Raw genomic sequence first — 19,629 nt, 5'->3', positions numbered from 1 at the left:
GGGAGCCGACGGCTGGCCCGGGGCACCGGCGCGGAAGAACCGGCACGGTGAACCCCGGGCCCGGCGGCATCTCAGAGGCTGCGCCGCTGGTAGCAGACGTAGGAGCGGTTGGCGACGGCGCCGGCGCCGGCCAGGGCAAGGGCCCCGCCGCAGGAGAGCGCCTGTCCGTGAATGACGATGGCCATCGCTCCCGGAACGGCCACCAGAAGCCCGAACCTCAACATTGCCCAGCAGTCAACGACCTGCCGGGTTTCACGGGCGCGCAGATCAGGCATGTTAGTTTCGGGGCATCCCGCCGCCGGGAGCATGAGAGCCCGTCGGCCACTGCGGTCAAGAGTCATCGGAACTCCTTGGTCGTGATGATGTGTCAGCGGCTGAGCCCCGGCCCCGGTTACCAGGCCATTGGTCCGGGGCTCATCCGTACGGGGACCCTACCCCCCTGTCCGACACGCTGAGTCGAGCATTCATCACGTAAACGAACCGCCGATACGACCGTTCAATCCCATAAGTGCCCAGACACGGTCAGTACTGATCGACGGTGGCGCAAGTTCGGTCGAACGCCACCGGAAAACGGCCTGAAGCTGAGACGCCCCGCTCAAATCGGCCAGCGCAAGTGCCAACCGGACGAAACTCAAAACCTCCCGCAACCCGGCTCGTCCACCTCCCCGGCACACAGTGCCTGAACGGGCATTCATGCCAGAGCGGACACACCCGGGACCGCCGGGAAGCCACAACTGCACGGAGCGCGATGCCCGGGCTACCGGTCGGTGAGCCCCCGGGGTATGAATCGGCCGGGCCTTGGCCATGGGGACGGCCCCGGGCGGCGCGGTGTGTTTGATCGAGGCAGTTGTTACCAGGCGCTTCCCGCGGGCTGCGCCTTCTGCCCGCCTTGATCGCGCTGACTGCTACTAGCTAAGAGCTGTCCCGCCATGCCCTACGGCCGGCGAGCGGCTGACTCGGCCGGGACCGTACTGTTCATTCGGTGATCAGTCACGCTGGTCGAGTCGCGGTCCTCGGCCCACGTTGACGGGGTTACAGGTCGGCTCGATCACGGGCCCCGGCTCATGGAGGTCGAACCAACTATGTGGACCGAAGCCGTTTCGGCCCTGTCCGTCACAGCGGTCCTCCAGCCCCCTGCATCGGAGTCCTCACTGATCCGCTGTGCCACGATCCTCGGTCACCCACTGCCTGCGGACCTGGTCGCGCTGCTCCGCGAAAGCGACGGCATCGAGGGCGAGTACGGAGACGGGCTCATCTGGTCGGCCGAGCGCATCGCCTCCGAGAACCAGACCCTTCGCGAGGACACCGAGCTCGCCACCCTGTACATGCCGTTCGAGCCACTGCTCTTCTTCGCGGACGCGGGGAACGGAGACCTGTTCGCGCTCCTCCCCAGGATCGACCGGCCCGATGTCTTCGTCTGGAACCACGATGACGACAGCCGCACCTGGGTGGCACCCAGCCTGGTCAAGTACCTCGAATGGTGGCTGACGGGTCAGATCAAGCTGTAGGACCACGCCTCACGGCCCACCCGATCCAGAGGGCGGCGGACTTCGTGCGGGACAGCCTCGCGTCACTGCTCCCTAATCCTCCCCAGGTCACGGCCGGCCAGGTCGTGGCTGCTGGGTAGCGACCTCCGCAGCGTCCCTCACGGCACTACGACCAGAGCCCAATTCCTCTTGGAGCGGGATTCGGTAGGGGTACGGTCACAGACGTCGCGACCAGGTGACAGCTATCGCGACCGCTCACATCGGCCGCGGCCAGAGCCGGTTCAGCGCAGGCCGCGCCACACGGGCTGGCGGAGGCGGCCGGCGTCGGTGAGTTCGAGGAACTCGACCTCGGCGCGCAGCTCGGGGCGGACGAATCGGACGATGGTGCCTCGCGGCAGTCCCAGCCCGGCGGCGGTGAACGGGGATACCGGGGAGTCGATGCGCCGCAGGACGGCGGCGAGGGCGCGGCGTTCCGCTCCGGCGAAGCCGGTGCCGACCGAGCCGACGAATGTCAGCGGGCCTTCGGCTTCGAGTGGGACGCCGACCAGGACCGCGCGGACCGACGCTTCGCCGGGGCCGGGCAGCCAGCCGCCGATCACGACGTCGGCGGTCCTCAGATGCTTGATCTTGATCCAGTCTCGGGAGCGTGCGCCCGGCCTGTACGGGGAGTCGGACCGTTTGGCGACGACACCTTCCAGTGCGTGCTCCCGTGTCCAGCCGAACGCCTCGGCGACCGAGTCCCACGTCGGCGGCACCCGCAGGCCCGGCCGCTCCAGTTCGAGGTTCTCCAGCAGTTGGCGCCGCCGCACGTACGGCTCCGTGAGCTGTGACCGGTCCGCAGTGTGCAGGAGGTCGAACGCGACGAACAAGGCCGGTGTATTCGCTGCCCCGGCCCGTACTGCGGCGGGGCTCGTGCGGTGGACACGACCCTGCAGCGCAGCGAACGAGGGGCGGCCTGCGCGCATGACCACGAGCTCGCCGTCCAGGATTAGCGGCCCGCGGAGCGTCAGGGCCTCGGCCACCTCCGGGAACCGGTCGGTGAAGTCCGTGCCGTGGCGGCCGAGCAGCCGGACCGGCGCGGCCTCGGGCACGTAGGCCACGCACCGCACCCCGTCCCACTTCACCTCTCCCATCCACCCCGGCCCGGATGGCAGTGGGCCGGCCGTGGCGAGCATCGGCTCGACGTGCGGCAGTCTCACCTGCGCGGATCCCCGGGGACTCATGCTTCCAGGGTGCAGGTGGCCGGACCCGTCGTGGGGCCGGATGCGGCCGGTCGGCCGACACCGCGACCCGGGCACGCCACGGCGGACTCGTGAGCGTCCCCAGGAGATCGGGACGAACCGCGGACGTCCGCAGGTATGGGCTGTGGTGGGTCAGAGGCGGCGCAGGACGGCGACGACCTTGCCAAGGATGGTGGCGTTGTCGCCGTTGATGGGTTCGTAGGCGGGGTTGTCCGGCATCAGCCAGGTGCGGCCGTCCTCGCGCTTGAGGCGTTTCACGGTGGCCTCGTCGTCGATCATGGCGGCCACGATGTCGCCGTTTTCGGCAACGGGCTGACGGCGCACGACGACGGTGTCCCCGTCGGCGATGGCCGCCTCGATCATCGAGTCGCCGCACACTTCCAAGGCGAACAGCTCTCCGCCGCCGACGAGTCGGCGTGGGAGAGTGATCTGGTCCTCGATCGTCTGCTCGGCGAGGATTGGGCCGCCGGCGGCGATCCGGCCGACCAGCGGTACGGAGACGCCGATCTGAGCGGGCTGCGGCATGGGGCCGGGGTCGTCATTGAGGAGGCAGTAGGCGCGGGGCCGGTGCGGGTCCTTGGCGACCAGGCCCAGCTTCTGGAGCCTGGCGAGCTGATGGGCGACCGAGCTGGAACTGGACAGTCCCACGGCTTGGCCGATCTCGCGGACGGACGGCGGGTATCCGTGACGTTGGACATAGGTCCGGATCGCTTCGATCACCCGGCGCTGGCGCTCGGTCAGCCCGTCGTCGCCTACGCGGACACCCTTGGGCCGGCCACTGCGGGCACGGGGGATGCTGGTGTCGTCCATCGTGGTGCCCTTTCGGTCGTTCGGGGGGACTGTATCCCGTTTGGGGATGAATGGTCACCCGGGTTGGTGCGGTGACCTGCGGGAACGCGGTTGTTGTCGTGTGTGGTCATCGGAAGTCACGGCTGCGGGCGCCGGGGGCGAGGGTGAGTGGGGTGAGGCGGGTGGCGACGAGGTTGACGGCGCCGTCGCGGCGTTCGGCGGTGCCGTGGACGAGCAGGCCGGCGGCCTGGGTGGCGGTGCGCCGGTGGCGTTCCCACACGTGCGGCTGGCAGACGACGTTGACCAGGCCGGTCTCGTCTTCGAGGGAGATGAACAGGACGCCTCCGGCGGTGGGTGGGCGCTGGCGGTGGGTGACGAGTCCGCCGACGGCAACCAGCGCGCCGTCGGCGGCGGCGGTCTTGAAGCCGGCGGCGGTGAGCGCGCCGCACCGGTCCAGGTGGGAGCGGGCGTGCTGGACGGGGTGGCCGGTGGCGGAGGTACCGGTCGCCCACAGGTCGGCGATGGTCTCCTCGATGGCGGTCATCTCCGTGAGGCCGGCCGGGGCGGTGAGGGCGGGAGCGGTGCCGGGGAGCATGCCGTCGCTGGTGCGGGCGAGCAGGCCTGCCGACCACAGGGCCTGGCGGCGGGTCACGCCGAGGCCGGCGAACGCTCCGGCGGTGGCGAGGGCTTCGAGGAGGGGTGCGGGTAGGTCGGTGCGGCGCGCGAAGTCCTCCAGGTCGGCGTAGGGGCGGTGGGCGGCGATCGCGTCGGCCTGCTCGGTGCCGAGGCCCCGGACGGCGGCGAGGCCGAGGCGGATCGCCGGCCCGCTTGCCGCGTCGCCGGTGCCGGCGGGGTCGGGCTCGAGGGTGGGCTGGGCGTCGCTCGCGTTGACGTCGGCGGGCAGGACGGTGACGCCGTGGCGTCTGGCGTCGGCGACCAGGGTCAGCGGTGAGTAGAAGCCCATCGGCTGGTTGGCCAGCAGAGCGCAGGTGAAGGCGGCCGGGTAGTGGTGCTTGAGCCAGGCACTCGCGTACACCAGCAGGGCGAAGGAAGCGGCGTGGCTCTCGGGGAAGCCGTAGCCGGAGAACGCCTCGATCTTGCCGTAGACATCCTCGGCGACCTCGGACGGGATGCCGCGCTCGGCCATCCCCGTGAGCAGGCGCTCGCGCAGCTCGGCGACCCGCTCGTGGGAGCGTTTGGAGCCCATCGCCTGACGCAGCTTGTCGGCCTCGGCGGGAGTGAACCCGGCGCAGTCGATGGCCAGTTGCATCATCTGTTCCTGGAACAGCGGCACTCCGAGAGTCTTCTTCAGCGCTCGCTCCATCAGGGGGTGCGGGATGGTGGCCTTCTCGCGGCCGTTGCGGCGGCGGATGTAGGGGTGGACGGATCCGCCCTGGATGGGTCCGGGGCGGATGAGGGCGACCTGGACGACGAGGTCGTAGAAGCGGCGCGGGCGCATCCGTGGGAGTGCGGTGGCCTGGGCGCGGGACTCGACCTGGAAGACGCCGACGGTGTCGGCGCGGCAGAGCATGTCGTAGACGGCGGGGTCGTCCGAGGGGATGGTGGCGAGGTCGTGGCGGACGCCGTGGTGTTCGGCGATCAGGTCGCAGGCGTCGTGGAGGGCGGAGAGCATGCCGAGGCCGAGCAGGTCGATCTTCACCAGACCGGCTTCGGCGCAGCTGTCCTTGTCCCACTGGAGGACGGAGCGGCCGGGCATGGTGGCCCACTCGGTGGGGCAGGTCTCGGCGATCGGCTCGCGGGTGAGGACCATGCCGCCGGAGTGGATGCCGAGGTGACGGGGCAGTCCGCGCAGCTGGGCGGCGAGGTCGCGCACGTCCGCCGGGACCGGGGCGTCAGGGGGCGGCATCTCGTGCCAGCCGGTCTCGCGCGCGAAGCGGTCGAGGTCGCCGGGGGCGTAACCGAGGGCGCGGGCGGCGTCGCGGATCGCGAGGCGGGGCTGGTAGGTGATGACGTTGGCGACCTGGGCGGCGTGGTCGCGGCCGTAGGTGTCGTAGACGTACTGGATGACCTCTTCGCGGCGGCGGTGCTCGATGTCGAGGTCGATGTCGGGTGGTCCGTCCCGCTCGGGTGACAGGAAGCGTTCGAAGAGCAGGCCGTAGTGGATCGGGTCGACGCTGGTGATGCCGAGGGCGTAGCAGACGGCGGAGTTGGCGGCCGAGCCGCGGCCCTGGCACCAGATGTCGGTGCGGCGGGCGAAGTCGACGATGTCGTGGACGATGAGGAAGTAGCCGGCCATGCCGAGCTGGTCGATGACCTGCAGCTCGTAGGCGATCTGGCGGTGGGCTTTCTCGTTGTCCGGCGCGAAACGCTCGGCGGCGGCGCGCAGGGTGAGGTGGCGCAGCCAGGTGGCCTCGGTGTGGCCGTCGGGGACGGGGAAGCCGGGAAGGGCTGGGGCGAGGTCGCGGAAGTCGAAGGCGCAGGCGCGGCCGAGGTCGACGGTGGCCTGCTGGGCGCCGGGCCAGGGGGTCAGGAGGGCGGCCATCTCCTGCGGGGAGCGCAGGTGGGCTGCGCCGGCGGCGGCAAGGTAGGGCTCGGCGTCGGCCAGGGAGCGGTTCTGGCGCAGTGCGGCGAGGGTTTGGGCGAGGCGTAGTTGGGCGGGGGAGGCGTGGTGGGCGGCGGTGGTGGCGATGAGGGGCAGGCCGAGGCGGGTGGCGAGGGTGGCGAGGGTGTCGTTGCGGTCGTCGTCGCCGGGCATGCGGTGGTCGGTGAGTTCGACGTAGAGGTTGTGGTGGCCGTAGCGGTCGGCGAGGGCGCGCAGTTCGCGTTCGGCGCCGGCTTCGCCTTCGGTGTCCAGGGCGCGGCGTACGGCGCCTTTGCGGCAGCCGGTGAGGACGGCCCAGTGGCCCTGGTGGGCGTGGGCGAGGAGGTCGCGGTCGTAGCGGGGGCGGCGTTTTTGGCCGCCGGCGAGGTGGGCGTCGCCGATGACCTTGGCGAGGCGGCGGTAGCCTTCGGCGCCGCGGGCCAGTACCAGGAGGTGTTCGCCGTCCTGGTCCGCAACACCGGTGGGCGCGAGCGCTGCGTCCAGCGTCAGCTCTGCGCCGAAGACCGTGCTGATGCCGGCGCGGCGGGCTTCGGCGGCGAGGACCGGGGCTGCGTAGAGGCCGTCGTGGTCGGTGACGGCGAGGGTCTCGATGCCGAGGCGGGCGGCCTCGTCGACGAGGGCGGCCGGGTCGCTGGCGCCGTCGAGGAAGGAGTAGGTGGTGTGGACGTGGAGTTCTGCCCAGCCCGGTCCGGCCGGCGGCGCGGCGGGCCGGAGTGGAGGGGCGGGCTCGGCCTGCGGGCCCGGGCCGGGAAAGGGAAGGACCGTACGGTCACCGCGGGGCTGCGGGGCGCCGGCCAGGCGGCGGTGCAGCTCGCCCCAGGGGGTGTGGGGGTGGTTGGTGAAGCCCATCGTGCTCGTCCAGGTGGTGGTTCTCGGTCGTGGACAGGGCCGGCGGTGCCGGCAGGTGAGCGGGTGTCAGGTGTCGTAGTCGCCCTCGATCGTCCAGCGCCCGCCCGTGACGGCCAGCAGTAAGGCGCGCCCGTCCTCGACGACGACCTGAATCCGGGCGGTGCGCCGTGCCTGCTCCGGGTCCCACCAGCGTTCCTGCTCCGGCCACGGCCCGGCCCAGCCCACCACCCGCGCGCTGTCGCCGGGCAGCACCAGGCGTGCCGGGGCCGAGCGCACCTCGGCGCGAGCGGTCACTTCGACGTCGCGTCCGTCAGCGTCCAGCAGCCGCACCGCCGACGGCGTCGGCGGCACGTGGGTCGGGGACGGCGCGGGAAGCCGCCCGGGCCAGGGACCGTCCGCACGGCGCTCCTGATGGGCGTCGCCCCACGGGGTGCGCACCACCCGGTCACCCGGTGCCCGGCCGCCGGCCAGGTCGAGGGTCACCGGCGCGCCGTGACCGAGGATCGCCTGCACGCGAGCCACCGCCCGCTCCGCGCGCTCCCGCGCCTCTTGGTCACCGTCCATGAGGGAGAGCTGACGGCCCGGGTCGCGCACCAGACCGTCGGGAACCAGGCGCAGCACCGTCACCCCGCCCGCCCGCTCGTCGAACAGGGCGCGCTGCTGCCAGGCCTGCAGCTGCCAGCGCACCCGCTCGGCGACCGCCCCGACCGACAGGACACCCTCGTGGCGCCACGCCCTGCCGGCGGTGGTGCCGTCGGCGCACTCGATCTCCACCTCGACGCGTTCGCATGCCAGGCCTGCTGCGGCGAGGCCTGCGTGCAGGCGCTCCGCGAGGCCACGTGCGTGGAAGACCATCGGCTCGGCGAGCGTCATGGGCTCCTCGAACCGTTCCTCGGCTGTCAGGTCCACCCCCGGCGGCCGGGCAACGACCGGCCTGGCCTCCAGGCCGCGCGCCAGGCGGTGCGAGAGCAGGCCCGCCTGGCCGAAGCGGTCCGCCACGCTCGCGGCCGACAGGGCCCCGAACTGGCCGAGCGTCATCAGTCCGAGCCGGCCCAGCAGGTCGGCCAGCCTCTGGTCCCCCAGCTCGGCCACCGGGTACGGAGCCAGGAAACGGGCACTTTCCCCTTCGGGGACGATGCGCTGCGTGCGAGCGGCCAGCCGTGCGGCGAACAACCCGTCGGCGACGCCGACCCGGCAGGGATGCCCGGCGGCCTCGACCGCGTCCATCACCCGCTCGGCCAGCACGTCCTCGCCGCCGTGGAAGCGCGCCGCACCGGCGGCCGCGAGCGCCAGCAGCCCCGGGCGCACCACCTCCAGGTGCGCGGCCAGCGCGCCGACGGCATCCGCGACCGGCTCGAACCGGCGTGCCTCGGCGTCCAAGTCCCGGTCGAAGATAGTCAGATCCGCGACCAGGGACTGGGCGGAGCGCACCTTCTGCCCACCGCGGACCCCGGCAGCGCGGGCCGCACCACTCGCGGCCAGGATCCGGCCGTGCTCGGCCACCGCCGCCAGCCGTCCCGGCTCCGGCTCTTCACCGAGTACCGCGACCACGGGCCAGTCCGGAACCCAGCCGACCATCAGCCGCGCCACGTCCTCGCCCATCTCACACCACCACCAGCGGAGCCCGATCCGTGAGCACCGGCCGGTCCATCCCGCCCACAGTGCCGGCCGGCTGCTCGACGGCGCGGACCACACCCTGCGCGTCCGGAAGCCACAGGCCGACCCGGCGCTCGCGCGCAGCCGCGCCCCGCCCGCCGGCCTCCACCACCAGTTGCCGTGCCCGCAGCCGGCCCCGCCCCTGCCGCAGCCCCTCCCAGTGCCGCGCCACCACCCGCAGCCGCACCCGGGCCCCCGGCCACTGCCCCGCCACCACCACCGCGCACCCGCTGCGCCGGGCCACCGTGACCAGGCGCTCGGCGACCGGACCGGGCGGCGGGGCGCCGTTCAGAAGGAGGATCCCGAATCCGTCGGCGAGTGCCATCGCGACCTCGGCCCGCCGTTCGCGTGGGGCGTCGACCACCACCAGGCGGCCGATGTCGACGCCGAGCTCCGCTGCCGCGAGCGCCCCGATCCCGTCGAAGCCGAGCGCCGCGCAGTACAGGCCGGACGTCGTCGCGGCGGCGGCGAGCGCGAGCACCAGCGCGGTCGCGCCGCCGGTCACCGACACGACGGCGCCCGGGCGCAGCCCCCGCTCCGGGAGAAGGTCCTCCAGGGCGGGCAGCACCGGGACCAGCGGTCCGGGACGGGAGAGCTGGAGCCGGGGGGCCAGCGCTGCGAGGGTTGCGTTCACACCCCCAGCATCGAACATGCGTACGAAAATGAGCAAGCGGAATCGCATCTCTCATTAAATCGGTCACCCGTTCGATCGAAGGTCGTTACTGCAGGTCACAGCCCCACCGGTGCGGTACTGTCCCGGCATGCCGCACCCCGGCGGCAGGGGCACACAGCGCGAGGAGGCCGGACCGTTGGAACCGATCCGTCGCACCTGGCGGCCGCCGTTCCCGCTCGACCTCGCCCAGGCCCTCGGCCCGCTGCACCGCGGCGCCGGCGACCCCGTTTCCGCGTGGTCGACCGGCGAACTCTGGCGCACCTTCCGCACCCCGGCCGGCACCGGCACCCTGCGCGTCACCGCCCGCCCCGCCGCCAGCGAGGTCTCCGCGCAGGCCTGGGGCGAGGCCGCCCACTGGATCCTGGAGCGCCTGCCAACCCTGCTCGGCGGCAATGACGCCCCCGAGCAGCTCGTCCTGCCGCCCGGACCGCTGCGCGAGGTCCAGCGCCGCCACCCCGGCCTGCGGCTGTGCGCCACCGGCCTCGTCCTGGACTCCCTGGTACCCGCGATCATGGAGCAGAAGGTCACGGTGACCGAGGCACGGCGGGGCATGCGCTACCTCGTCCGGCGCCACGGCACCCCGGCGCCCGGACCCCGCCCAGACCTGTACGTGATGCCCTCAGCCCGCGCCTGGGCCGCGGTGCCCAGCTGGGAGTGGCACAAGGCCGGGGTCGACCCGAAGCGCGCCTCGACGATCCTGCGCGCCGTCCGCCTGGCACCGCGACTCGAGGAGGCCTCGGCGATGACCAGCCCGCAGGCCTTCGAGCGACTCATGACGGTGCCCGGCATCGGCATCTGGACCGCGGCCGAGACCCTCCAGCGCTCCAACGGCGACGCGGACGCCGTCTCCGTCGGCGACTACCACCTCGCCAATCACATCGGGCACTACTTCACCGGACGTGCCCGCAGTACCGACGAGCAGATGCTCGGACTCCTCGCGCCCTACGCAGGCCAGCGTCACCGGGTCTGCAAGCTCGCCTTCCTCGCCGGCGCCCGCGCTCCCCGCTTCGGTCCCCGTCTCGCCCCCAACGACCACCGTCACCGATGAGCAGGCCGACCCGGGCTCGTCGGTACTGGCCCGGTGACGACGGCCGCCCGCGCTAGCGTGGAGAAGAAGGCAGATCAGCGGCTCGGAGGTGCCCATGCCCGAGACGGCGACGATGGTGTGCGAGGCCTGCGGCCGCAGGGCCCCCTGGAACCCGTGGCTCGCCTGCTCGATCGGGTGCTTCGACCGCGACCGCGGCACGGCGCAGGAACAGCAGGCCATGATTGACAGCGCTCCGGAGGCGCTCGCCTACTTCCTCGGCCTCGGCCCGGGCACGCGCACGGACGACGACGGGTAGACCGGCGCCCGGGCCCGGCGTCCTCAGGGCGGGCCCGGACACCGGGCCGGCCGTAGAGTCCGAACGTGGCCAGCCCGCACGACTTCGACGAGATCGCCGACACGCTCTACGCCCTCGCGCCGCCGGACTTCACCGCCGCCCGCAACGCGCGCGCCGACGACGTCAAGAAGACCGACCCGCCCCTGGCCAAACGCATCCGCGCGCTGCACCGGCCCACCCTCACCGCGTGGGCGGCCAACGCCCTCACCCGCCGCCACCGCGACCTTGTCGAACAGCTCCTGGACCTCGGGCAGGCCCTGCGCGACGCCCAGGACCACCTCGCCGGAGACCAGCTGCGCGCGCTCGCCGACCAGCGCCGCCAGCTGGTGCGGTCGCTGGCCGAGCAGGCCCGCCGAAACGCTGCGGCCGCCGGCCACCCGCTCGGCGCGGACGCGGCCGCCGACCTGGACCGCACGCTGTCCGCCGCGCTCGCCGACCCGGACGCCGCCCAGGCCCTGGCCGAAGGCCAGCTGACCGCCGCCCTGGAACCGCCGCTGTGGCCGGGCACCGCCCCCGGCGGGACGCAGACCGCGCAACCCGACGTCCCGGACGATGTCGACGCGGGCTCGGGCACGACGGGCCGCAAGCGAGCAGAGCGCTCCGGCCGCACTCCTGCCCGTGCTGCCGGCGAGCCGTCCGAAGACCGGGGATCGGCCGCGCGGGCCCGAGCCGAACGCGAGCGTGCGCGTGAACGCGAACGGGAGGAGGCCGAGGTGACCATGGCCGCGGCTGAGGCAGCCGAGCGGGATGCCGCCGAGCGGGCCGCAGCCGCCGAACAGGAGCTGCGCGCCGCCAGGTCGGCCCGGCAGGGCGCCCAGGGTGAGGCCGACCAGGCCAACGTCGAACTTAGCCACGCGCAGGAACGCGACGACCGGGCCCGGGACACCCTCGCCCGGGCCGACAGCCGGGTACGGACCGTCGAGGACGCCGTCGACTCCGCCCACGCCCAGGCGTCCCGGGCGCACGAGGCCACACGGGAGGCGGCCATACGGCTGCGGACCCTGAAGGACGACGACCGGGCCGGCTGACCCGCGATCGCGCGGGCGCTCGTGGTTTGGGTCGACGGGCCGCTGCGCAGGCGCCCGGTAGGGCGCGTCGCCGTGTCGCCTCCGAGCGGGGCTCAGCAGGGCGGCGACGCCCGCCGGCCCAACACCGCGTGCGGAAACCCCGGCCAGGCGGCGACGCTGGCCGTGACCCGCCGCGGCGAGCGACGGCGGACCGGCTCGGTAAAGGAGGCGGCCTTCATGGCCCGACCCATGTGGAGCGGGGTGCTGACCTTCGGCCTGGTCACCGTGCCGGTCGCCCTGTACACGGCCACACAGTCCCACGACGTGCGCTTCCACCAGCTGCAGCGCGGAACGTCCGACCGGGTGCGCAACAAGCGCGTCAACGAGCGCACCGGCCAAGAGGTGGAATTCGCGGACATCGTGAAGGGATACGAGGTCACCGAGGGCGAGTACGTGGTCGTCGAACCCGACGAGCTGGAGCAGATCTCACCCGGCCGCTCCCGCACCATCGACATCGCCGGCTTCGTCGACCTCGCCGACGTCGACCCGATCTTCTTCGACCGCACCTACTACCTCGGCCCCCGCGGCAAGGAGTACCAGAAGGTCTACGCCCTCCTCGTCGAAGCCCTCGACCACGCCGGAAAAGCCGGGCTCGCGATGTTCGCGATGCGCGGCAAGGAGTACCTGACCGCCATCCGCTCCGAAAACGGCCTCCTCGAGCTGCACACCATGCACTTCGCCGACGAGGTCCGCGATCCCCGCCACGAGGTCGGCGACCTGCCGGAAAAGATCAAGCTGTCCGCGCAGGAAATCAAGACCGCCGAGCAGCTGATCGGCATGCTCGCCATCGACTGGCAGCCCGATCAGTGGCACGACACCTACGAGGAGCAGGTCAAGAAGCTCGTCGAGGACAAGCTCGCCGGCCGCGAGATCGCCGTCTCCACGGGCCCCGCTCCGGAGGCCACCAACGTCGTCGACCTCATGGACATGCTGCGCCGCAGCCTCGAGACCGCCCGCAAGGGCGAGACGACCGAGGGCCCGAAGAAGTCCACCGGCCGGGCCCAGGCCGCCCGTGCCAGCGGATCCCCCAAGCAGACCGGCGGCAAGAAGAGCACCTCCACCAAGACCGCCGCCAAGTCCACGGCCAAGCGCAGCAGCGCCACAGGGAAGCGGCAGCTGTCCCAACTCACCAAGGCCGAGCTCTACCAGCGCGCCACCGACCTCGACATCGCCCACCGCTCGACGATGAGCCGCGACGAACTCCAGAAGGCCGTGGAGAAGGCCACTCCGGGAAGGCGGCTGCGCTCTGCGTCCTGATCGCGCATCCCGTAACGCAGGTCGACCGGTTCGGGTCAGCGAGCAGCGGCCTGTACGGATCCCACCGCTCGCGGCCGCGGCAGCCCTGGCCATCGGTGCCCGTCCGGCTCCAGCAGCAGCCGAGCCTGCAGCCGGGCAGGGCCCGTGTGCAGGGCCACGTCGGCGAGCAGTTCGCCCGCAACGATGACCAGCCGGAGCCGGAACGAGCCGGTGGCCAGGAACGCGCTCTCGCGCACGGTGACCGGCGCGCCCTCACCGGGGAAGGGGAGGGAGCTCCTCCCTGTCCGCTGGCTCAGTCGGCAACCACTCCTGCTCGAACGCGCTGACGGCGCGCGCGACGTCGAGCAGAGCGGGCCCGGCGGTGGCCGCCTCGGCCTCGGTGGCGGGCCTGAGGAGCGCCGCGTAGGTGTACGCGACCGTGTCGACCCAGGTCCGGGTGTGGCTGCGCCGGTTGGGGCCCGCGTAGCCGGCGGCGATGCGCAGGACCTCGGCGGTGAGCTGACCGTCGGCGGCGCCAGCGTCGCGGACGATGAGGCGGGCGGCGTCGTGGTCGGCCCACCGGGTGGGAGTCCACGCCCCGCTGCTGAGCGCCGCCAGCGCGCGCGAGGCGACGTCGTCGGCCAGGCCCGAGCGGGACGGCTCCTCCTCGGACGCGGCGGCCGTCCTGATCACTGTCCGCATGGCGTCGATGCCGGCGTCGCCCGTCCACGGCCGGTGCCGGCTCCCACAGGCGCCGCACAGCAGCTCCAGCTCGTCCGTCCAGCGTCCGTGCGCGAGCAGACGCTGGTTCCGGCAGTCGCAGGGAACACCCGCTCGCCGTGGAGCGCCCAGGGCTCGTTGGTGTCGTCGTAGGTCCACGTCGTGTGGGGGACGTACACCGTGTCGATGCCCACCCGCCATAGCTGGGCGGCGTCTCCGGTGGGCGGCCCCTCGGCCGTGGTGGTCGTCATGAAGGCCTCCTCGCTGCTCGACTGCCCTGCCTACCACAACCGGCCCGGCCGGGGCAGGCGGTCCGCCGGAGGCGACGGCGCGGGCCGGGCCCCCGGAATGCTGGGGCGGTGACAGAACATCAGCGGCGCCCGCTGTAGACCGGGCCCAGGGACAGCGCGGACGAACAGCAGACAGCCCGGCAGCGGCGCGAAACGGTCGCGGAACGGACAACGTGGGACGGCGTCGTGCGGGCGTGTGTCGTACGGATGGACCTCGAGTATGCGGTTACTCGACGTCGAACGAGCGACTGGGAGCTCGCGGTGGTCTGAGGCGTCAGCGCCAGGCGGGATGGTTCGCAGGCTGTCCGGATCCGATTCGATCATGGCCACCGTTCTTGCATCAGCGGGCAGGAGGCCGAGGAACCAGGCCGCCGTATCTGCCCAGACGTCCGCGTCACCATCCCGCAACACCAAGTGGCCGCGCTCGAAGTACGCGCCGTGCCGGCTCTCGCCGTCGAGCTCGACATAGAAAGAGACGTAGTTCTTGCCGGTGGACGGCGAGTGCTCCTGCCCGGCCTGCAGGTCCGGGCAGGAGCACGAAGGTGGTCTTCGGCAGGCCCTGCAAGGCCCTAGCTACGGATCCGGTGTCGCGTCGACCGGGCGGCTCCCTGGGGTCAATCCAGCGGAGAGGAACCGCTCGATCGGACCACCGCGCGCCGCGCCGTCCCGAGTCGCCCGGCCTGCGCACATAGCGTTCGCTGGCGTGATCCCCTCGCCGAACGGACGCCCCGTTCCTGATGCCCTGACCAACCTCTTGGACTTCGTCGCACTCAACACGATGAAGCACCTGCACCGCGCTCTCGAAGCAAGCCGCGACTGCTCCGAAGCCCCGTCCATCATGGAGTGGTACCGCCTGGTCGGCTACGCCCTGTCCGATGCGACCGAATACCAGCGATTGGCGCTGGGTGTACTCGCGGCCCACATGCAGAGCACGGGTCTCAGTTCCGCAGCGATCGCCCGATACCTCCAGACCCCGCAGAGCGCACTGCCCGCCCTGATGACCGAGTCCGCCAGGGAGATGTTCGCCGGGCTCGTAGACTCGCCTGACCCCTACCTCGAAGACAGCACCTGGTGCGAGGCCGGCCGCGACACGGCTTCGGGGGAATGCTCCCTGGCCCGTGATCGGTTCGAGGTAGCCCTCGCAGCGCTCTACCACAACCCCGAAGACCCGGACGCGCTCAACTACTTGCCTGACAACCTCCGAGAGGCAGCCCTCGCAGTCAGCCAGGTACTCAACCACATGCCGACCCCTGCATGAAGCGGAACAGGCCCCACAGCCGCGCGGCTTAGCCCCATCGCCGGGTCGCGCATGCGCTGAACCAGGTACGGCCGGGGCCACAAACGTTGACAACAAGGCCCAGGGTAAGAAATTTCTTACCCCGGGCCCGTTGGTCGGTCAGGTCACAGCACCTACGCGGCGGGGACGGCAGTCTGCTGCTCCAGGCCCCGCTGTGCGAGCCGGATGAACGGGACGAACTCCCCGTCGGGCAGCAGGTACGGGAAGACCCGCTCTGGGGCCGGCGACTGGTGCCGTGGGATCAGGCACACATTCCGTGAAGACGGTGCGGTGGTGGGCTGGAACGGCCGCAGCGGGTTCTGGCCCTTGCATCCCAGGCTCCTGCCGCCGCTTCCTTGGGCCGGCACGCAGACATGAGGAGTATCGCAATGAGACACCCTGAGATGTCTCTCTGCGCTTGATCTACGCACCGACGCCATCATGAGAGCGGCGGGGACTGGCGGACCGGCGCCCGGTCCCCCGGGCATAAACAGGGGCGGGCGGCGAAGGTCGGCACGAGGCGTTGGTGCCCTGCGCGGTCGCCGTGGCCCGCATGCCGCGTCCTCTGCGGCCTGCTGCTCCGGATAGCCTGCCTTCCGTGTATCGGATTTTTGACGGTCAGAGGGGCCGGGCATGAGCGAAGTGATCGCGGTCTACAGCGAGAAGGGCGGCGTCGGCAAGAGCGCCCTGGCGGCCGGGCTGACGGCTGCGGCCCGCAGGCGAGGGCTGGACGTTGTCGCCGGGGACCTTGATCCCCGGGGAACATTCACCGCCGAGCTGGGCATCTCCGAGGAGGAGGCGCCGGCCTTCACGATGAACGACCTGCTCGCACTCGACCCGCAAGGTGAGACCGGGCTGGCGGCCGAGGCGTTCGCCCCGGCGTCCGACGCATGGCCGGGAGTCCAGGTGATTGCGGCGGAGCGCGCCCTGGCGAACCGCGAGACGGACAACATGGCCGTGGGGCTCGAGTTCCGCCTGCGGCTCGCCCTGAAGGGGGCCATAAAGCCCGGATCGATCGGCATTCTCGACCTGCCGCCACGCGCGGGCGGCAAGCTCGTCACCTCGGCCCTCGTAGCGGCAAAGAAGGTTGTCATCCCGGCGACCCTTGACGAGGACGGACGGATCGGCGCCAAGGAGGCCCTGGCGACCATCAAGCTGGTCAAGGATCTCGGCATGAACCCGGACCTTGAGGTGGTGGGCATCGTCCCCTCTATCGTCCCCGGCGGGCGGAGCACCCTGAAGGACGCCATAGGGGAGTATCTGGCGGAAACGTATGGGGAGCTGTACCGCGACGATCTTGCAATCCCCCGGCACGCGGTGCGCCAGCAGACGCGATTCGCCTGCGTGCCGATCACCGCGACCTCCGGCAAGGAGGCTCAGTCCCTTGCGGATGCCTATGACCGAATCCTCACCGCGGCGGGAGTGACACCCTGATGGGCAACAAGTTGATCGCAGCCGGCACGAACCGACTGAAGAAGGCGCCGGACTCCGCCGTGGATCCGGCGGTGCCGGCCAAGCTCCAGCAGGCGGCACAGCAAACCGCCCCCTCGGCGCTCCCTGCGATTGTGGGCACCCAGGACTCGCCGAGCGTATTCGCGGGCGGCCGGGTGCTCACCGCAGAGGACATCACGGGCACTCCAGAGGAGCAGCTCGCCTACGTCACCGACCGACTGGTCGAGATCGACGGCCTCGGGCGGCGCGCCGAGGACTTCGTGATACTCAACAAGGGCATCCTGCTGGAGATCGCGCAGCACCGGGAACTGCACGTGGTCGCCGGCCACACGAACTTCGCAGTGTGGGCTGGCGGAGTCCTGGACGTCGACGAGAAGTACGTCTTCGAGCTGATGCAGGACGCCGCCCGGACGCGGGCTGTCGCGGAGCTCGGGCCTGAACTCTCCCAGCACCTGAGCCGCGCCTCGGCCCGCAAGGCAGTGGCGGCGGTCATTTCCTCGCACGACCTGAAGACGGCCCGCACCGTGGTCGAACTGGGTATCGCCGAAGCGGCCGAACAGGGCAAGAAGCGCCCAACCGCCGCCAGGCTTGTCGAACTCGCCGAAGAGCTGACGGCGCCTTCCATTCCCGGCCAGAAGTCGGGGTCAGAAATTTCTGACCCCGCCCCCCACGAACAGAGGTCAGAAATTTCTGACCCCGACACCGGAGGGCAGCCGGGCGTCGCACAGCTGCGTGACCTGAGCCGGTCGGCATCCGTGTTGCGGGAGCGCGTGGCTTCGCTCATCGCTCCTCGCGCGCTGAAGTCCGCAGTGGAGGCCGACCCGGCCGCAGCCCATCAACACCTGGAGGACCTCGACGCCGAACTGCAGCGCTTCGCGAAGCGCCTGGCGGCCGCCAAGAAGACGGCCGCGGCGGCAGTCGCGTCCGCGCCGGTGGATGCGGAGATCGTCGACTGATCCGAGGGCAGTCGCATCCTCGCCCAGAACGCAAGAAGGCCCGCCTCTCTCGGCGTCAAACCGAGGAAGGCGGGCCCTTTGCTGCGCTGGGATCAGGCCGGGACTAGAGCGCCTGCGCGGTCCAGGCCGATCGCGCGGCTGACGGTGGCGAGGGTGTCGGTCCAGTCCCCGGCATGGTGCACGGCCCGGTCGTCAACATACGCGGCCGCACCCAACTTCGTGTTGGTGACCAGAATCGGGCCGCCGACCGCGGTGTAATAGGCCCGCTCGGGGTCAGGGTCGACAAACGCCGGCAGGCCGGAGTACCAGGCGACCCAGTCCGCGATCTCAGGCAGCCAGCGACTCGGCCGGGCCGTGAACACGAAGACGGCACGCTGCTGCGCGACGGTGCGCAGCGCCTCGATGGCGCCGGGCTGGGGCAGGCCGATGCGGCCGCCCTGCCAGCCCTGATCGACAGTGAGGGTGCCGTCGAGGTCGAAGCCGACGGCCTGGCTGGCGGGGCTGTCGGGGCGGGGGGCGATGACAGGTCGGTGCATGTGGTCCTCCGCTGGGTGGGCTGGGGTCTACAGGAGGGCGAGCTGGTTGTCGTCCGGCTCGGGGGTGTCTTCGGTGCGGGCCTGGGCGCGGGCGTCGTCGTGGGCGTCGTCGGTGCGGTCGCAGACGAGCCGGTCGTCGGGCAGCTCGCCCCACTCGCGGCTGCCGACGGCGTCGTCGGCGGCGGCCTGGGGGGGTGTCGTGGTGGGGGATGAACTCGTCCTCGACCAGGTCGCCGCAGACCGAGCAGCGGGCGGTCCAGCAAAGCGAGGACACGGCGATGCCGGCGTCCGAGCGGGCCGCGCCCTCGCGGCGCCAAGCGTCGCCGTGGTGGAGGACCAGGGCGTGGGTGGCAGGCTGGATCGGGGAGCCGTCGTCCAGGTCGGCGGCCAGGGCGTTGTGCTCGGCAGCGGCCATCAGCGCGGTGACGAGGTCGGGCATCTCCAGCAGAGTGCCGGGGCCGGTGAGCCACAGCTCCCAGGCCTTATCCGGGTTGCCAGGGCGCAGCTGCTGGTCGGGGTCGGCGGTGAAGAGTCCGCGGCGGCCGGCCTGGGCGGGGGTGGTGGTCATCTGCGGTGTCTCCTTCGACGGGTCGGCCCGGCCCGCTTGGGTACGGGCCGGGCCGGATTGGCGGCAAGCGGTCAGGTGCGGTGGGCGGCGGGTCGGTCCTCGAGGAGTGCCGGCCCGCCTCGGGGCGGTTGCTACAGCAGGCCGGCGGCGTGGGCCTCGGCCTCCTGGTCGACGTCGTCGTCCTCGTCGGCCTGGTCCTCGCCGTCGGCGGCCGCGGTGGGGCACAGCTCGGCGATGGCGAGGCCTTGGCCGAGGGTGGTCCACGGGTCGCCATCCTCGTCCTCGCTGTCGGCGGGCTGCGCCGTGTCGGTGGCCGGGCCGTCCAGGAGCGCGACCAGGTCGCCGATGCTGCGGACCTCGAGCGGCTTCTCCTCGCCCTGGACGAACAGGTAGGAGCGGCTGCAGTACCCGTGGTCGGCGGGGGAGGGGACGCACAGCAGGTGCGCGCCGCCGGGCAGCTCGCACGTCGCGGTGCCGTCCTCCGCGCCCAGCCAGTTGGCGGCTTCGGTCAGGCTGCCGCCGCTGTGGTCGAGGCGGTGGGCTGCGGTGGCCGCGCGGTGTGCGGCGTCGGCGGCGACCTCTGCGGCAAGCTGCTCCCTCGACGGCGCCGGGGCGGGAGCAGCGGCGGCAGGGGCGTAGCCGTAGGCGGGGACGCCGAGGCGGTGGCGCAGCGGGCGGCGGAGCTCGGTGGTGGTCTGGTCGGCGAGGCAGGCGGCGAGGCCGGCGGCGGCCGCGGCGAGGGTGAAGCGGGTCTCGGCTGGGCGGCCGGTGAGGGTGCGGTAGGTGGTGAGGCCGGCGGCGGCCGCGGCGGCGGCGATGGCGATGTTGTCGGCGGTGTCGAGGGCGGTGCTCAGCAGGCGGGCGCGGGTGGTCTGCTCGGTCATCAGG

Annotated in this window: 19 protein-coding genes; 9 read left to right on the top strand and 10 right to left on the bottom strand. The window is 72.1% G+C overall.

Features of this window, described 5'->3' with window-relative positions:
- The first annotated feature begins 1,082 nt into the window (after positions 1-1,082).
- On the top strand, positions 1,083-1,508 hold the full coding sequence (locus ACZ52R_RS30575) for an SMI1/KNR4 family protein (RefSeq protein WP_465665466.1): 426 nt from the start codon (positions 1,083-1,085) through the stop codon (positions 1,506-1,508).
- 260 nt (positions 1,509-1,768) lie between these two features.
- Here ACZ52R_RS30575 and ligD read toward each other — a convergent pair whose 3' ends face one another.
- The 5 genes from ligD to ACZ52R_RS30550 form a co-directional block, all read right to left on the bottom strand.
- Complete coding sequence (gene ligD / locus ACZ52R_RS30570; protein ID WP_465665468.1) at positions 1,769-2,710, bottom strand: non-homologous end-joining DNA ligase; 942 nt, start codon at positions 2,708-2,710, stop codon at positions 1,769-1,771.
- Positions 2,711-2,860: 150 nt separating this feature from the next.
- Positions 2,861-3,538 (bottom strand): transcriptional repressor LexA, encoded by a 678-nt coding sequence (gene lexA / locus ACZ52R_RS30565; RefSeq protein WP_465626442.1) that lies wholly within the window; start codon positions 3,536-3,538, stop codon positions 2,861-2,863.
- 106 nt (positions 3,539-3,644) lie between these two features.
- Entirely contained in the window at positions 3,645-6,929 is a 3,285-nt protein-coding gene (locus tag ACZ52R_RS30560) for an error-prone DNA polymerase (RefSeq protein WP_465665470.1), read from the bottom strand.
- Between the two features lie 66 nt (positions 6,930-6,995).
- Positions 6,996-8,531 (bottom strand): DNA polymerase Y family protein, encoded by a 1,536-nt coding sequence (locus tag ACZ52R_RS30555; protein WP_465754482.1) that lies wholly within the window; start codon positions 8,529-8,531, stop codon positions 6,996-6,998.
- Position 8,532: 1 nt separating this feature from the next.
- On the bottom strand, positions 8,533-9,219 hold the full coding sequence (locus tag ACZ52R_RS30550) for a hypothetical protein (RefSeq protein ID WP_465754481.1): 687 nt from the start codon (positions 9,217-9,219) through the stop codon (positions 8,533-8,535).
- A gap of 127 nt (positions 9,220-9,346) precedes the next feature.
- On the opposite strand from ACZ52R_RS30550, the gene ACZ52R_RS30545 reads away from it, so the two are divergent.
- The 4 genes from ACZ52R_RS30545 to ku all read left to right on the top strand — a co-directional run bounded on the left by ACZ52R_RS30545 (position 9,347) and on the right by ku (position 12,964).
- On the top strand, positions 9,347-10,306 hold the full coding sequence (locus ACZ52R_RS30545; protein ID WP_465665476.1) for a DNA-3-methyladenine glycosylase family protein: 960 nt from the start codon (positions 9,347-9,349) through the stop codon (positions 10,304-10,306).
- 94 nt (positions 10,307-10,400) lie between these two features.
- On the top strand, positions 10,401-10,601 hold the full coding sequence (locus ACZ52R_RS30540; RefSeq protein ID WP_465754480.1) for a hypothetical protein: 201 nt from the start codon (positions 10,401-10,403) through the stop codon (positions 10,599-10,601).
- A gap of 65 nt (positions 10,602-10,666) precedes the next feature.
- Positions 10,667-11,668 (top strand): hypothetical protein, encoded by a 1,002-nt coding sequence (locus ACZ52R_RS30535; RefSeq protein WP_465754479.1) that lies wholly within the window; start codon positions 10,667-10,669, stop codon positions 11,666-11,668.
- Between the two features lie 216 nt (positions 11,669-11,884).
- Complete coding sequence (gene ku, locus ACZ52R_RS30530; protein ID WP_465754478.1) at positions 11,885-12,964, top strand: non-homologous end joining protein Ku; 1,080 nt, start codon at positions 11,885-11,887, stop codon at positions 12,962-12,964.
- Between the two features lie 35 nt (positions 12,965-12,999).
- Here the strand turns inward: ku and ACZ52R_RS30525 are convergent, their stop codons facing one another.
- Both ACZ52R_RS30525 and ACZ52R_RS30520 read right to left on the bottom strand, forming a co-directional pair.
- Positions 13,000-13,200, bottom strand: coding sequence for a hypothetical protein (locus ACZ52R_RS30525; RefSeq protein WP_465664409.1), 201 nt, complete (start codon positions 13,198-13,200; stop codon positions 13,000-13,002).
- Positions 13,201-13,216: 16 nt separating this feature from the next.
- On the bottom strand, positions 13,217-13,645 hold the full coding sequence (locus ACZ52R_RS30520) for a hypothetical protein (protein ID WP_465664410.1): 429 nt from the start codon (positions 13,643-13,645) through the stop codon (positions 13,217-13,219).
- Between the two features lie 204 nt (positions 13,646-13,849).
- Between ACZ52R_RS30520 and ACZ52R_RS30515 the strand changes: the two genes are divergently transcribed.
- Both ACZ52R_RS30515 and ACZ52R_RS30510 read left to right on the top strand, forming a co-directional pair.
- The gene (locus ACZ52R_RS30515) at positions 13,850-14,026 is read left to right on the top strand and encodes a hypothetical protein (RefSeq protein ID WP_465664411.1); all 177 of its coding nucleotides are present in this window, start codon (positions 13,850-13,852) and stop codon (positions 14,024-14,026) included.
- A gap of 630 nt (positions 14,027-14,656) precedes the next feature.
- Positions 14,657-15,211: a hypothetical protein gene (locus ACZ52R_RS30510; protein ID WP_465664412.1), complete on the top strand. Its 555-nt coding sequence runs from the start codon at positions 14,657-14,659 to the stop codon at positions 15,209-15,211.
- Between the two features lie 152 nt (positions 15,212-15,363).
- Here ACZ52R_RS30510 and ACZ52R_RS30505 read toward each other — a convergent pair whose 3' ends face one another.
- Positions 15,364-15,501, bottom strand: coding sequence for a hypothetical protein (locus ACZ52R_RS30505; RefSeq protein WP_465664413.1), 138 nt, complete (start codon positions 15,499-15,501; stop codon positions 15,364-15,366).
- A 361-nt stretch (positions 15,502-15,862) separates the two neighbouring features.
- On the opposite strand from ACZ52R_RS30505, the gene ACZ52R_RS30500 reads away from it, so the two are divergent.
- Positions 15,863-16,663, top strand: a complete 801-nt coding sequence (locus tag ACZ52R_RS30500; RefSeq protein WP_465664414.1) for a ParA family protein — start codon at positions 15,863-15,865, stop codon at positions 16,661-16,663.
- Positions 16,663-17,637: a hypothetical protein gene (locus ACZ52R_RS30495; protein WP_465664415.1), complete on the top strand. Its 975-nt coding sequence runs from the start codon at positions 16,663-16,665 to the stop codon at positions 17,635-17,637. Before ACZ52R_RS30500 ends, ACZ52R_RS30495 begins: the two co-directional genes overlap by 1 nt.
- 92 nt (positions 17,638-17,729) lie before the next feature.
- Here ACZ52R_RS30495 and ACZ52R_RS30490 read toward each other — a convergent pair whose 3' ends face one another.
- Positions 17,730-18,173 carry a hypothetical protein gene (locus ACZ52R_RS30490; protein ID WP_465664416.1) on the bottom strand — a complete coding sequence of 148 codons (444 nt, stop codon included), beginning with the start codon at positions 18,171-18,173 and terminating at the stop codon, positions 17,730-17,732.
- 699 nt (positions 18,174-18,872) lie between these two features.
- Positions 18,873-19,625, bottom strand: a complete 753-nt coding sequence (locus ACZ52R_RS30485; protein WP_465664417.1) for a hypothetical protein — start codon at positions 19,623-19,625, stop codon at positions 18,873-18,875.
- Between the last annotated feature and the right edge of the window lie 4 nt (positions 19,626-19,629).

It is taken from the genome of Kitasatospora sp. NPDC034023 (genome assembly GCF_055575795.1).
Note: the sequence above shows the minus strand (reverse complement) of the source record. Positions and strands in the feature narration are given on the sequence as shown.